The organism is Arthrobacter sp. P4_F10, from assembly GCF_056401435.1.
This window is the reverse complement of record NZ_JBFUJJ010000010.1, coordinates 74,845-88,729: the sequence shown is the minus strand read 5'-3', so window position 1 is coordinate 88,729 and position 13,885 is coordinate 74,845. Positions and strand designations below refer to the sequence as shown.

The window sequence follows — 13,885 nt, the reverse complement described above, 5'->3', positions numbered from 1 at the left end:
GCCGGCCCTAAAGCCGGCTCAGAGCAGGCTCGAAAACTCCGCGTAGCGCAGCGGGGCGTAGCGCCCGTAGGCGGCGATCACCGCGGCCTCCACAGCGTCGACGTCGAGGCCCGGCACGAGGTCATCGGCCGCGCCCGCCGTCGCCGGGTCCCATTCCAGGCCGAGGGCGGCGTAACTCGCCTCCAGGACCGCGCGGATCGGGGCGGAGTCCGCCACCACGATCACGGAGCTGAAAAGCCAGCCGCCGGCGACCACCCGCTGGGCGGTGCCGACCAGTTTGATCCGGCGCTCCGGAGACTCCGGGTCGCTGCCGTGCACGCTGAACTCGCCGGGGCAATACTCCCCGGGGATCTCGCCGACGCCGGCGTGCACGCCCGCGTCGCGCAGTGCCTGTGCGAGAAGTTCGCCAAAGCGCGAAAACCGTCCCTTGGCCCCGGCAATCGCGTCCGCATCGGGCTCYAGGTGATCGATGACGAGCGTCCGCTCGTGGTACGCCGCCGCGCGGCCCCCGGCCTTCCGGACCAGCGGTTCGAAGCCGAGCTGCCTGCAGGCCGCGGCGGCGGCCTCGAACCCGGGCAGGTGCGTGTCGCGCTGCCCGAAAGCGACCGTGGGAACCGGACGGTACAGCCGCAGGGTGGGGCCTAACGCGCTTGTCTTAACCTTCTGGAGGAGCCCGAGGGCGAAGTCGAGATCGGCGGCGGCACCGAGTGATTCGTGCTGCCGCACCACCGTCAATGTCCGGGGCCCGGCTGGCGCCTGCGGCATGTTGTTATGCTCCCTTATGGTCATTCTGCAATTCCTCGTCGTAGCCGCCGCGTTCGCCATCATCGACGCCATCTGGCTCAAGACGATGAACCCGTTCTACCGCCGCCAGATTGGTGAGCTGATGGCCGACAGGCCCAATCTAGGGTACGCGGTGGCGTTCTACGTGATCTACATTGCCGGGATTGTGTTCTTTGCCCTGCGGCCAGCGCTCGACGGCGGCAGCTGGCTTAGCGCCGTGGGCTACGGCGCCGCCTTGGGCGCGTTTGCCTACGCCACCTACGACCTCACCAATGCCGCCACCCTCAAGACCTGGCCGTGGCAGCTGGTTGTGGTCGACATCCTCTGGGGCGCCGCGCTGACGGCACTGGCCACGCTGGCCGGCTGGCTCGTCTTCCGCACGAACTAGGACCGTCCGCCCGAGCTAGGACTTGCGCAGCGTCAGGATCTGTTCGGCGCGCCCGAACGGGCCCGTGAGGTCATGCAGCACCGTGGAGGTCAGCCCGATCCCGTCCGTGCCGAATGAAACCTCGTTATCCAGCCCCAGCCACTCCCCCTCCGGCTGGCGGTACATGTGGATCTGCAGGTCCAGGTTGGGGAAGGCATAGCTGCCCTTGCCCGGCGGGACCCGCGCGGCGATTCCGTTGGCCGTGTCCACCAGGCCGACCAGCCGGGCGAGGTCGCCGCTGTCTGCCCGGTCAGTCAGCGGATAGTCGGTGCGGAGCCAGACCGTCCCCGAGCCCGCCCGGTGGCCCTCGGCGATCCGCATGTGCAGTGAGGCAATGTAACCGCCGGGCCAGATACTTGCGGCGTCGTACGGTTCGCAGTCCTCCGGCGCGGGGATCCGGGGATCCTCGAAAGCCGCGATGGCGGACGTGTCCGAGGTGATCATCCGCCAGGCCGTGGCGCGGATCGCCGTGCGGCCGCCGGCTACGAGCTCGGCCTGCACCAGCTCGATGGTCCGGCCAGGGCGCAGGGTGGAGGTCACGACCTCGAACTCGCCGCCCGGGATCAGCCCGAGGATTTCATAGCTGAGCCGCGCCATCCGCATGTCCTCGCGGGGCTCATGCCGGGCCAGGCAATCGGCCATGATGCCGGATGCAGGGGCCATGTGCTGCTCATGTTCGTTCCAGGCGCCCTGGGCTTGGATAGTGGAGCGGAATCGCCCTTCCCCCAGAACCTCATAGTAGAAATCGCCCTCGGCAAGTTCCGGTAGTGCAGCAGTCAACGTCCGCCCTTTCGCGTGGCTGGTGATTCCAGAACACACTATCCCGTCGCGCCGGCGGCACCCTGCCACACCACCGCGCCCGCGGTCCCGCCCCTACCGGCGCCAACTGCCCTTTCACAGCTCCCGCTATACAAGGGCTCATGGCCGGCATAAGTCCGGTGCCTAGAAATAGTGCATGACTCCTGACAAGACCAAACACCGTAAGGGCGGCCGCGTGCGGCGCGCCGTGCTGGCCGGAGCCCTGGCCCTGACTCTTTCCGCGGGCGGCGCCACAGCGTGGGCGCTGGACCGCTTCGTCTTCGAGCACGTCGAAATCTCCGACGTCGCAGCCTACGAGGCGAGCCAGGGCGTGACGTCCGGCGCTGCGGACACAGCAAACACAGCAAACACAGCCGCCGAAACCACGGACACTTCGTACTCATCGGCCGACTCAAGCATCAACATCTCCACCGTCGTGACCGGCAGCGGTGACAGCACCGTGACCTACTACGTGGCCGACGTCGTCCTGAGCGACGCCACCGTCCTGCAGTCCGCGTTTGCCAACAACAGCTTCGGCGAGAACATCACGGAGACCACCTCGGACACCGCGGCCGACCACAACGCCGTCTTCGCCATCAACGGCGATTACTACGGCTTCCGGGACACCGGAATCGTCATCCGCAACGGCGTCGTCTACCGCGACGAGGGCGCCCGTCAGGGCCTGGCCTTCTACCGGGACGGCACCGTCAAGGTCTACGACGAAACCAGCACCACGGCCGCCCAGCTCGTGGCCGACGGCGTCTGGAACACGCTGTCTTTCGGACCGGCCGTCCTTGAGGACGGCCAGGTGGTGGACGGCATCGAGGACGTGGAGGTGGATACGAACGTCGGCAACCACTCCATCCAAGGCGAACAGCCCCGAACAGCCGTGGGAATCATCGGCACCAACCACCTCGTCTTCGTCGTGGTGGACGGGCGCAGCCCGGGCTACAGCGCCGGCGTCACCATGACCGGACTCGCAGGAATCATGCAGGACCTCGGCGCCACCACGGCATACAACCTGGACGGAGGCGGTTCCTCCACCATGTATTTCAACGGCCAGCTCGTCAACAACCCGCTGGGCCAGGGCACGGAACGCGGCACTTCCGACATCCTCTACATCGGGCAGTGAGCCGGGGCCATGATCATCCTGATCCCCGCCTACGAGCCGGACCAGCAACTGCTCCGCCTGATCCACTCGATCCTTACCGCGGCTCCGCAGCTCACCATTGTGGTGGTCGATGACGGCAGCGGCCCGGACTACCAGCCGGTGTTCGACGGCGCAACCGGGCTCGGGTGCACGGTCATCGGCTATGCCGGAAACCGGGGCAAGGGCCATGCGCTGAAGGCGGGATTCGACTTCATCGCGGACCGCTTCCCGGGCCGCGACGTGGTCTGCGCCGACAGCGACGGCCAACACCGCGTTGAAGACATTCTCAGGGTCGCCGAACAGCTGCCTGCGGCGCCGGACGCGATGGTCCTCGGCACCCGTAACTTCAGCGGCAACGTCCCTGCCCGCAGCAAGTTGGGTAACACCGCCACCCGCTGGCTGTTCCGGCTGGCCACCGGGGAACACCTTTCCGACACCCAGACCGGGCTCCGGGGATACCCGGCGGCGATGCTCGCGTGGCTCAGGGGCGTCCCCGGCGAGCGCTACGAGTACGAACTCAACCTCCTGCTCGAGGCCAAGCAGGCCGGCTACCAGATCCGGACGGTCAGGATCGCTACCGTCTATCTTGATCACAACTCGGGCTCGCACTTCCAACCCCTGGCGGACTCGGTTCGGATTTACGCACCCCTGCTGAAGTTCCTGGCTTCTTCCCTGGCCGCGTTCATCATCGACACCGCCGCGTTCCTTGTCCTCAACGCGGTCACCGATTCGGTCCTGTTCGCCGTCGTCGGCGCCCGGGGCATGAGCTCGGCGGCGAACTTCCTCGTCAACCGGCACCTGGTGTTCCGCCATGGCCGCGAGCGCCCGGCCGCGCGGACCGGTGCCCGGTACTTCGCCTTGGTCCTCACCCTCCTGGCCGCCAACCTGGCCCTGATGTCGGCACTGGACCAGTTGGCCGTCGCGGCGGTTCCGGCGAAGCTCCTGGTGGAGGCTGCGCTGCTCGCGGTCAGCTGTTGCGTGCAGCAGCGGTTCCTGTTCGCCCGGGAACAGCCGGCCGCAGACCGGACCAAAGATCTGGCCGCCAGCCATGCGGGAGCAGTAGACCCGACGCATATACCCGCCATGGTCCCGGCACAGTTCCCGCACAGCCTCAGCGGGAATCGTGGACATCAATCCACCCACCGATTCCGGAGCCTTCCATGACACCCCTTATTCTCATCGCCGCCGATCTGGCCGCCATCAGCATCCTGACCTTCGCCCTGTACCTGCGCCGGCACCGCCGCCGCGACCTCGTGGTGTCCTACCTCGGCATGAACGTGGGTGTGATGGCCGTGGCCGCCGCCCTCTCCGGCTCGGCCGCCGGGATCGGGCTCGGTCTCGGTCTCTTCGGCGTCCTCTCCATCATCCGCCTCCGTTCCACCGAACTGGCCCAGCACGAAGTGGCCTACTACTTCTCAGCCCTGGCCCTCGGACTCATCTCGGGCCTGGCGATCGAGCCGTTGTGGATGCCGCTGTCCCTGATGGCTATGATCCTGCTGGTGATGTTCGTGGGAGACCACCCCCGCGTCCTGCCGGCCTACCGCCACCAGACGGTGGTCCTGGACCGGGCGATCGCCATCGAGGGGGAACTCTTCGCCCGCCTCGAGGAGGTCCTGCACGGCACAGTCCACTCCGCCACCGTGCAGGAACTTGATCTGGTCAACGACAAGACGATCGTCGACGTCCGCTACGCGTATCTCCCCGGCGGCGCACCCCGCAGCATCGTGCCCAGCGCAGCGGCAGGCCCTGGGACCCGCGAGGAGCTGCCGCGGCACCAGCTTGCTCCCACCACGGCCGGTACGGCATGAGCGCCGGCATTGCCGGCAACCTCCGGCACCTGCCCGCAATCGGGCTGGAGGAACTGAACGCCGCCGCGGCGCTGCAGACCAGGGTAGACCGCAAATACGTCATCCCGGCCCAACAGGGCAAGCAACTGCTGGCGGCCTTCGACGCTGACCTCAGAATCCTGGAGATGGACGGAAAACGGACGTTTGACTACGACTCCGTCTACTTCGACACCCCACACCTGGACAGCTACATGCTGGCGGCCAGGGGCCGGCGCCGGCGCTTCAAGATCCGCACCCGGACCTACGTGGACAGCGCCGCCAGCTTCCTGGAAGTGAAAACGGAAGGCAGCCGCGAAGCCACCGTCAAGGACCGCATCCCATATGACGTGAGGGACCGCAGCCGGATCACGGCCGAGGGACTCGAATACGTCAACGACACGCTCGCGGCAACCATCGGCGATGTCCCGTCCGGACCGCTGGAACCAGTACTGGAAACCCGCTACCGGCGCACCACGCTGTTCCTGCCCGGATCGGACAGCCGGGCCACTCTCGACGAGGCGGTCACCTGGCACCGCCCGGGCGGGCGCTCCTGGCTCCTCGCCGGCTCGCTCGTGCTGGAGACCAAGTCCGGCTCCACGGCTGGTCCGCTGGACCGCCATCTTTGGGCCAGTGGCATCAGGCCCAGCCGCATCTCCAAGTTCGCCACCGGCATGGCCGCGCTGCGCCCCGAACTGCCGGCCAACCGCTGGCACAGAACACTGCGACGCAGCCTCCTCCTCACTCCGGCAGCGGCCGCCTGACTTCCACGTCCACGCCGAACTTTCCGCCTCACCCCAACCTCCCCGCCACTTCCCCCGCACTTCAGCAGACAAGGCCCCACCATGAACACGTTCCGCAACTACATTTCCGTCGCAGCCCTGGCACTCGCCCTCTCGCTTACTGGTTGCTCGGTGGCCGGCACGGCTTCCTCCACCGGCCGGGCCGGCACAACAGTGCCGGGCACCCAGTCCGCCGTCACGCTCGCCTCCATGGAGGAGGACACGCACTTTGATTCCGATGACCTCACCTGGGACCCTGCCAAGGAAGTGGCCGTGACACTTGCCGACGGCGCCACCACCGTGGCCGCCGGATCGACGTCGGATGCCGTCAAGGCCGCCGGCAACACGGTGACCATCAGCGCAGCCGGCACCTACCGGCTCTCCGGCAGCCTGTCCGACGGCCAGGTGGTCATCGCAGCCGGCGAAGAGGACGTTGTGCGCATCATCCTGGACGGGGCGACCATCAGCAGTTCCACTGGCTCTCCGCTCGTTGTCCAGAGCGCCAACGAGGCCATCGTCTACCTCGAGGACGGAAGCACTAACGCCATAGAAGACGCCGCCGGCTATGCGGATCAGGGAACGGACGCCCCCAACGCCGCTCTCTATTCGATGGCCGACCTGACCATCGCCGGCAACGGATTATTGACGGTGAACGGCAGGTACAACGACGGCATCGTCTCCAAGGACGGCCTGGTTCTCGCCGCAGGCAACGTCAGTGTGGATGCCGCGGACGATGGCATCAAGGGCAAGGACTACACGGTATTGCTGGACGGCGCGTACACCGTTACCGCCGGCGGCGACGGTGTGAAGGCGGACAACGACGCGGACGAGGGGCGCGGCTGGCTGCTGGTCAGCGGCGGAGCGCTGACGGTGAAGGCAGGCGACGACGGCGTTAAGGCCTTCAGCCAGCTGACAGTCACCGGCGGCACCGTCACGGTGGCAGAATCCGAAGAGGGCCTCGAAGCCGCCCACATCGCCGTCAGCGGCGGCACGGTGAACGTCACCGCCAACGACGACGGAGTGAACGCCGCCGGCGGCAGCTCCAGCACCGCCCAGGGCGGCGGCCAAGGCGGCGGCCAAGGCGGCGGGATGGGCGGGGGTGACAGCGTCGGCGACTACTCCGTGGACATCAGCGGCGGCGAGGTCACCATCAACTCCGAGGGCGACGGGCTGGACTCCAATGGCAACGCCAGCATCAGCGGCGGCACGGTGGTCGTTAACGGGCCAAGCAACGACGGCAACGGCGCGCTGGACGTCAACGGTGAACTCGCCGTCAGCGGCGGCACCGTCGCGGCGGCCGGAAGCGCCGGCATGGCGGTAACCCCGGGAACGTCCTCGACGCAGTCCGGGGCCCAGGTCACCCTGGCCACGGCGGTACCGGCCGGGACAACCATCCAGCTGGCCGATTCCAGCGGCCAGGCAGTGGCAACCTTCGTGACCTCGAAGCAGACGGCTTCCCTCGTGTTTTCCTCCGCCGCGATAACAGCCGGCGAGCAGTACACCGTCTACACCGGCGGAACGGCGCAGGTTACTGCGGGCCTGGGTGAGGGATCCCTTGACGGCGCGCAGCAGCAGGGCACAGTCACCGCCGGGGAGTACACCGCGGCGCGTGGCCCCGGCGGCCGCCCCTGAACACAGAAGGCTCGCCTGGCACCGCTGACATAGTGAACGCAGCGGCCGGCGGAGGACTCGCTGGCTGCTGCGTTTCGGGCTTGGATCCGGACTCGCGTTGCGGTTATTCCCACTCGATCCACCCCGACTAGGTAGACTCGGGTGAGGTTTCAACCACTATCCACCGAAGAGGTGCTCCCCCTGCTTAGAGTCATCAGCTACAACCTCCGCAAGCACGCGGCCAGCGGCGAGCTGGTCGATCTGGCCCGCGATTTCGAGATTGATGCTTTGTGCCTCCAGGAGTGCGACACGGACGATCTGCCGGAAACCATCGGGGATCTGCACCTGGCCGACTCCACCAAGGGCAACCGGCTGGGCCTGGCGATCTACTACCGCATGAGCCGTTTCACGGCCTACGAGACCAAGACCTTCGCCCTCAAGAAGTCCATGCACGACCGCGTCCTCTCCCCCGCGCACGAGCGGCTTATCGGCACGCGCGTGACCGACAACGAGACCGACCACGGGCTCGTTATCGCATCCTTCCACGCGGCACCGCTGACGGCGTCCAACTCGCTGCGGCGGAACCAGATCCATGCCGCCCACGCCGAGCTGCTCAGCATGGGCGGAGGCCTGATGTCCCTGATGGTGGGTGACTTCAACTATCCGTTCTTCACCAAGACCCTGACAGCGCAGATGAAGGACGCCGGCTACGATCTGACAATGAGTGACCGCCGGACCTACACCCGGTACAAAGTCTTCAAGGGCCATTTCGACTTTGCCACTTCCCAGGGCCTCGAGATCGAAAGCGTGGAAACGCTGCCCCGCGGCGCCTCGGACCACCTTCCCATCCTGATCTCGGCCGAATACGGCCAGGAGGTCAACGGCAATGGTGCGGCACCCGCGGCCCCTTAGCGGCCGTTCCTGCCGTTCCTGCCGTTCCTGCCGTTCTTGCCGGGTCGGTCCCGGTGGCCGGCGCTGCCGCTAGGAACCGGCGTTGAAGACGTCCTCGCCGAAGCTGCTCAGGCCCGGCGCCCCGGCGTACCCCAGGCGCGGGAGGGAGAAGGCGTCTTCGATGCTCGCCAGGAGGCTGAAGTGGTTGTAGGGCGTGTTCGAGGTGGTTCCGCCGTTAGCGAAGGGTGAGAGCACAAGGGCTCCTACTTTTCCGCCGGCGGTCCCTCCGGGCAGCAGTCCTGCCGGTCCCTGAGTCTTGCCCTCGGATTCGTCGAAGGTGATGACCAGCATCCCGTCCTGTTTGAAGGCCGGGGAATCCAGGATCGCCGGGACCTGCCGGCTCAACCAACTGTCGGCGGCGGCCAGTCCGCCCGCGCTGCCATCGACGCAGGGGCTGTCGTGGCCGTCATTGCAGAGATTGGGCGAAATGTAGGACAGGTTCGGCGTGGTGGCCACGGACCGGAGGTCACCGGCGAGTTCGCCAAAATCCACCACATTGCTTTGGCATTCCGGTGACGAGGTGATGGATTCGAAGTACACGAAGGGGTTATGGCGGGTAGCGTACTGGTCTCCCACTTCGGCACGCTGACTTGTGTCCCTCGAGCCAAGATCGGGATGCCGGCATGGCGTGCCCATGTCCTCCATGTAGCCCTTCCAGGTCTTGCCGGCGGTGCTGAGCTGCCCGGCCACTGTAGGGACCGACGCCGGATACACGCACCCGGTGCCCTCCGCCTGCCCCAGCGAGGCGGTCCCCGTCAGCCGGAACGGGGCATAGGTGGGGCAGTCGGCGCGGGTCATCGCGTTAGACGCCTGCCCGGAGATCTGGGCCAAGTAGTTCGGGTGCGAGTTGTGGGCGATCCCGTAGTACTCGGAAAGCAGGACGCCCTGGCTGCGAAGCGTCTGCGACAGGTACGGGGCTTCAGAGCCTGCGCCCCACACTTCGTTGTAGCCCTTGTTCTCGAGATTGATCACGAACACGTGCCCCGGCTTCGACCCGGCGCCCGCGGTGGCCGTACCCCCGGCCGTGGGACCCGGGCCGCCGCCCGGCGGCGGCTCGCACGCCGCAGCCGACACCACCAGGACTGCTGCAACCAGCAGCCGCACGGCGATTCGTCGATGAGTTTTCGTGGCATTCCGGCTCATGGATTCCGGCTTTCTGATTGACCGATCAGCGTGGCCTTGGCGGCTCCAGTGGTTGCACTCTTTCACACCGCGGTCAAGAAATCCCGCGAGGACCCTGAATTGTGGCTGTGAGGCAGTGGCAGTGGCAGTGGCAGTGGCAGTGAGACCGTGGCAGTGAGACCGGGGACCCAGCGACCGGGAACGCGCGACGCCGGCGTTTCCGGTCCCGGGGCTGGCCTACCGTTCAGTAGTGAATGCTGTGGTGGTAGTTTGCACTCATGAGCGCACCATCGGATTCCATTCCGCTCCTGGACCTGAGCACCGCCAGAGGTCAGGACGGCACGTTTGACCCGGCGTTTATTGATGCCCTGCGCGACGCCACGCACCGGGTGGGCTTCTTCCAGTTGACGGGTTACGGAGCCTCTGCCGCCGAGGTGGACGAACTCTTCGACGTCACGCGGCGGTTCTTCGAGCTCCCGCTTGAGTCAAGGCTCGAACTCGACAACCGGCTCTCACCCCATTTCCGCGGCTACACGCGGCTGGGCCATGAAATCACCCAGGGGCGGCCGGACGCCCGCGAGCAGCTCGACTTCGGGCCCGAGCGCCCCGCCGTCGAGAACTACCCGCCGGATCAGCCGTACTGGCTGGTCCAGGGACCAAACCTGATGCCGGACCGGGCGCTGCCCGAGCTGCGCACCGTATGCATGGCCTGGGCGGACCGCATGTCCCGCGTTGGCGCAGAATTGCTCAGCGCCATTGCCGTGTCACTGCAACTGCCGGAAGGCTACTTCGACGAACCGTTCCGGGACTCACCGGCCTGGATGGCCAAACTTGTCCACTACGTCGGCGGCGTCGTCGCGGATGCCGGACCCCAGGGAGTGGGCGCCCATGCGGACTACGGCTTCGTCACCTTGCTGCTCCAGGATCAGGTCGGCGGCCTGCAGGTGCTCCCGCCGGGCAGCGACAGCTGGATTCCGGTGCAGCCGACTCCGGGGGCTTTGGTGGTCAACCTCGGGGAAATGCTGGAAGTCGCCACCCAGGGCTACCTGGCGGCCACCATCCACCGCGTCGAGGCGCCCCCGCCCGGAGTCGACCGCTATACGGTCCCCTTCTTCTTCTCGCCCCGGCTCGACGCCGTCATTGAGCCGGTGCCGCTTCCGCCCGCACTCGCGGCCCGGTCCCGGGGGCTCACGGATGATCCGGACAATCCGATGCTCGCGTCCTACGGCGCCAACGTGCTCAAAGGCTGGCTGCGGGCCCACCCCGAGGTCGCCCGGATTCATCACCCCGAACTTGTCAGGACCGCAGAGCAGCCCTGACGGCCCCAATTCCCACTGTTACCGGGATTTGCGGGCCGTCAGGTGGCGGTCCGGCGGAGTCCCGGCTCAGGCTTTTCGCTGGGCGACGGCGCCAGCCAGCGAGGCGAGGCCCTTTTCGAAGTCTGCGCCGACCATCTTGTCCATGTTCATGAACAGCGCGAAGACCTTGCCGATGCCTTTGTTCTCCCCGGTCATGGTCCAGGTGACCTGGGTGCCGCTGCCGGAAGGGGCGAACGTGAAAGTGGTGGGATTGACGGCCTTGAAGGGCTTGGTGAACTCCAGGCGGATCTTGATGTTGCGCGGCTCGGCGGTATCGACAATTTCCATGGTGCCGGCGCCTGCCTTGCGGTTCCCGCTCCAGGCGTACTTGGCGCCGACGCCGGATTCGCTGCCGGAGTAGTTCCGCTCCATGGCAGGGTCAACTGACTCCCACGGAGACCACTTGGTCCATTCGTGGAAGCTGTTAACCAGCGGAAAGATGTCCTCGGCCGGTGCGGGAATGACTGCGCTGCGGGTAACTTCGTAGGTAGACATGCCGCAATCCTAGGCGGTGGCCGGCCCGACTAGGCGCAGGACAGGCGGGTCACCCCGCCTCGGCGGCCGCTTCCGTAAGGTCCACGACCGGGGAAGCGGCGTTCTTCTTGACGGACTCGACGCCGCCCATGGCGCTTGCCTTGGTCTTGTAGCTCTGCGAGGAGGCGATCACCTCGCCGTTGGAGGCCTTGAGCCGGAACCGGAATCCGCCGGACTTATCTTTGTAAACCTCAAACTTGCCAGCCATCGTGCATCCCTGATTTCTCCATCGCTGTGACCGGCCGGGGAGCCGGCACGGAACAGACTAGCGCTGCCGCAACGGGCTGACCAGAGTCCATCGGATGGCCGCCCGTCAGCCCTGCAGCGGGATGACGTCGATGCCCCCGTGCTGGTCGGCAACGACGAGGACCCTGCCAGCCGCCACGCCTTCGAGTGCGGCGGCCAGCTGCTCTTCCTGCGTACCGCCAGCCCTCCGTTCCTCCCCGCCAGCAACGCCAACAGCACGGCCGTCGGCCCGCTTCCAGACTGTGACACCAGCCCCCGTGACCTCGTCGATGACACGGCGCAACGGCTCGGGATCGGAACCCGCCACGAGGATCACGCGGTGGATCGTCCGCGGACGCACCGATCCGGCCGCGGCAAGGCCAGAAGCGGCAAGAACAGTTCGGTCCTGCCGCCACACCGCAAAGTGGTATCCGAACACGAGCCCAGTGGCGACCAGAAGCCCCAGGGGTGCGCGGATCTGTTCGATGAGGCTTACGCCGCTGACATCGCTCAGGAAGAACTCGAACAACCGGAGGCCGATCACCAGGAGCGTGACCACTGCCACCACGGCGCTCAGGCCGAACACGGCGACCAAGTAGATTCGCCGTGCGTTCAGTCCGGCGCCGGCCACAGCCACCGGCTCCAGTGGCCGCCACGCGAGCCACCAGACCGGTCCGCCCACCAGGAGGGAGCTGACTCCCGCGAGCAGCAGCGTCCGCGCCCCAGCGCCGGCCAGCGGCGTCGACGTCATGGCGAGGACCGAGTTGACGATCACGCCGATCCCGGACGCTGTCGCGACGAGGGCTACGCCGGAGGTCACCAGCCTGCCGCCCTGCACGGTGGCATCCGACCGCCGGCGCGCGATGTTGCCGTGGTAGACCCAGACGAGAGAGCCGATGGCAGCCGCGGCCACGGCCGGCGCGAGTGGCTCCAGCAGGAGCACCAGCGGCTCGGTACGGTCAAACAACAGCCGGAGGACCACGAAGAGCGCAACGCCGGATCCGGCCAGGGTGAGCACGCCCGCACCGAGCACGCCGACCGTGATGAGCGCGACCTCGGCCAGCCCGGTCCGCAGCTTTCGCCCGCCGTCGTGTTTCCAATGCCACCACCAGATACCGGTTCCGCCGACAGCCCAGACCAGGGACTGCAGCGCCGAAACCCACCACTGCTTGCCCACCGATGCTTCAGTCGCGGCACCCCGCAGGGCGGCGTCCAACAGGGTGGACAAGGCTGAGACGGCGCCGCCCACGGCCAGCACGAGCCCCAGCACCGAGCCGAGCACCGTGGGGACGTCGGCCAGGGCTGTCGGACCCTTTCGGGGGTGACGCCACATCCACCGGTGCCAGACCCAGACCGCAGCCCACACCAGGGAGGCGGCAAAGGACAGCCGCCATCCCGGGCCATCCCCGCCGATCAGCGCGGAAAGCGTGTTTAGCACGTTGGTGGAGGCAATGAGCAGGGCAAGCAGGTAGGCGCCAGCCACGTATAGACCCCAGCCGACGGCGGACCGCTCCTCCGGGTCCTCGAGCCGCCGCCACACCGCCCACCACAAGATTGCCGCGAGCGGGCCGCCAATCAGGGCGAAAGCCAGCGAGCGCGCGAGCCCGGAGACATCGTCCGAGGCCAGTTCCGTCCCCGCCACCAGAAGGCGGCCCAGCAGTCCGCCAAGCCCGACGGCGGCGGTCACCACCAGCGCGAACAGCAGTGCGTAGGTGATCAGCCGACGCACGGTCCGTTGGGCGCTCATCGCTTCACCTGGCCCGGGCACACGCTCAGCTGCCAGGGTGCGGTGTCGATCAGCCAGCCGTTCCCCGACCGAACGAGGTCGAAGACGTCCTCGACCTGATATTCGGCGCTGCCGAAGGGACCGCCCGGCTCTGACACGGTGATGAGCACCCTGACGTCTGCGGATTCCGGCCGCTCGGTGGTGGAAACCAGCGTGACGCGCAGATTCCGGGCCACAGGGCGTGCCTCGGCGCTGCATTTGTTCCGCGCGGCGGGAGTCAAGTACGCGGCGGCGGCCGCCTCATCCCCGGCAATGGCGGCGGCGGCATAACGCTGCGCAACCCCTGCCGGCGTTGACTCCGCCAGAGGCGCAGGTTCCCCGCGGGTGAGCACAACCGTCAGCGCGACCATCACGAGCACCGCGATCGCAACCAAGATGGCCAGCAGGGTCCGGTCAGGCCGGACGGGCCGAGGTTCCAGAGTTTCCTCCGGCCGGGATTCCTCCGGCTGTGGCCCGTCAGGCTGCGGACCTTCAGGCAGTCGTTCTGGCTGCGGGCTCATGCCGCCAGTATGGACTCAGGGCCAGCCACGGTCAT

15 protein-coding genes are annotated in these 13,885 nt (G+C 67.3%); 8 read left to right on the top strand and 7 right to left on the bottom strand.

The genetic code is table 11. From position 1 onward, the window contains the following. Window positions 1-18 precede the first annotated feature (18 nt). Window positions 19-765 (bottom strand): lipoate--protein ligase family protein, encoded by a 747-nt coding sequence (locus AC1DR1_RS12905; protein WP_476992690.1) that lies wholly within the window; start codon window positions 763-765, stop codon window positions 19-21. Between the two features lie 16 nt (window positions 766-781). Between AC1DR1_RS12905 and AC1DR1_RS12900 the strand changes: the two genes are divergently transcribed. Continuing rightward, window positions 782-1,171 (top strand): DUF2177 family protein, encoded by a 390-nt coding sequence (locus AC1DR1_RS12900; protein WP_229994032.1) that lies wholly within the window; start codon window positions 782-784, stop codon window positions 1,169-1,171. Between the two features lie 15 nt (window positions 1,172-1,186). On the opposite strand, the gene AC1DR1_RS12895 is transcribed toward AC1DR1_RS12900, so the two are convergent. Beyond that, window positions 1,187-1,990, bottom strand: a complete 804-nt coding sequence (locus AC1DR1_RS12895; RefSeq protein WP_229994031.1) for a thioesterase family protein — start codon at window positions 1,988-1,990, stop codon at window positions 1,187-1,189. Window positions 1,991-2,165: 175 nt separating this feature from the next. Between AC1DR1_RS12895 and AC1DR1_RS12890 the strand changes: the two genes are divergently transcribed. The 6 genes from AC1DR1_RS12890 to AC1DR1_RS12865 all read left to right on the top strand — a co-directional run bounded on the left by AC1DR1_RS12890 (window position 2,166) and on the right by AC1DR1_RS12865 (window position 8,286). Beyond that, a complete protein-coding gene (locus AC1DR1_RS12890; RefSeq protein WP_476992689.1) occupies window positions 2,166-3,140 on the top strand; it encodes a phosphodiester glycosidase family protein in 975 nt (324 codons plus the stop codon). 9 nt (window positions 3,141-3,149) lie between these two features. Beyond that, window positions 3,150-4,322, top strand: coding sequence for a glycosyltransferase (locus AC1DR1_RS12885; protein ID WP_476992688.1), 1,173 nt, complete (start codon window positions 3,150-3,152; stop codon window positions 4,320-4,322). Beyond that, a complete protein-coding gene (locus tag AC1DR1_RS12880) occupies window positions 4,319-4,966 on the top strand; it encodes a DUF4956 domain-containing protein (RefSeq protein ID WP_476992687.1) in 648 nt (215 codons plus the stop codon). Before AC1DR1_RS12885 ends, AC1DR1_RS12880 begins: the two co-directional genes overlap by 4 nt. Further along, window positions 4,963-5,745, top strand: a complete 783-nt coding sequence (locus tag AC1DR1_RS12875) for a polyphosphate polymerase domain-containing protein (RefSeq protein ID WP_476992686.1) — start codon at window positions 4,963-4,965, stop codon at window positions 5,743-5,745. The genes AC1DR1_RS12880 and AC1DR1_RS12875 overlap by 4 nt, the downstream gene beginning before the upstream one ends. An 81-nt stretch (window positions 5,746-5,826) precedes the next feature. Beyond that, window positions 5,827-7,395 (top strand): carbohydrate-binding domain-containing protein, encoded by a 1,569-nt coding sequence (locus tag AC1DR1_RS12870; RefSeq protein WP_476992685.1) that lies wholly within the window; start codon window positions 5,827-5,829, stop codon window positions 7,393-7,395. Window positions 7,396-7,575: 180 nt separating this feature from the next. After that, a complete protein-coding gene (locus tag AC1DR1_RS12865) occupies window positions 7,576-8,286 on the top strand; it encodes an endonuclease/exonuclease/phosphatase family protein (protein ID WP_229994967.1) in 711 nt (236 codons plus the stop codon). Window positions 8,287-8,355: 69 nt separating this feature from the next. Here AC1DR1_RS12865 and AC1DR1_RS12860 read toward each other — a convergent pair whose 3' ends face one another. Further along, window positions 8,356-9,468, bottom strand: a complete 1,113-nt coding sequence (locus AC1DR1_RS12860) for an alkaline phosphatase family protein (protein ID WP_476992684.1) — start codon at window positions 9,466-9,468, stop codon at window positions 8,356-8,358. A 257-nt stretch (window positions 9,469-9,725) separates the two neighbouring features. Here AC1DR1_RS12860 and AC1DR1_RS12855 point away from each other — a divergent pair, with 257 nt between their 5' ends. Continuing rightward, window positions 9,726-10,766, top strand: a complete 1,041-nt coding sequence (locus AC1DR1_RS12855) for an isopenicillin N synthase family dioxygenase (RefSeq protein ID WP_229994964.1) — start codon at window positions 9,726-9,728, stop codon at window positions 10,764-10,766. 66 nt (window positions 10,767-10,832) lie between these two features. Here AC1DR1_RS12855 and AC1DR1_RS12850 read toward each other — a convergent pair whose 3' ends face one another. From AC1DR1_RS12850 to AC1DR1_RS12835, 4 genes are all read right to left on the bottom strand, one after another. Then, window positions 10,833-11,300 (bottom strand): SRPBCC family protein, encoded by a 468-nt coding sequence (locus AC1DR1_RS12850; protein ID WP_229994963.1) that lies wholly within the window; start codon window positions 11,298-11,300, stop codon window positions 10,833-10,835. Between the two features lie 49 nt (window positions 11,301-11,349). After that, window positions 11,350-11,547 (bottom strand): YegP family protein, encoded by a 198-nt coding sequence (locus AC1DR1_RS12845; RefSeq protein ID WP_229994962.1) that lies wholly within the window; start codon window positions 11,545-11,547, stop codon window positions 11,350-11,352. A gap of 105 nt (window positions 11,548-11,652) precedes the next feature. Then, window positions 11,653-13,311, bottom strand: coding sequence for a DUF5671 domain-containing protein (locus tag AC1DR1_RS12840; protein ID WP_476992683.1), 1,659 nt, complete (start codon window positions 13,309-13,311; stop codon window positions 11,653-11,655). Next, window positions 13,308-13,850, bottom strand: coding sequence for an LpqB family beta-propeller domain-containing protein (locus tag AC1DR1_RS12835; RefSeq protein WP_229994960.1), 543 nt, complete (start codon window positions 13,848-13,850; stop codon window positions 13,308-13,310). The genes AC1DR1_RS12840 and AC1DR1_RS12835 overlap by 4 nt, the downstream gene beginning before the upstream one ends. Window positions 13,851-13,885: the final 35 nt, after the last annotated feature.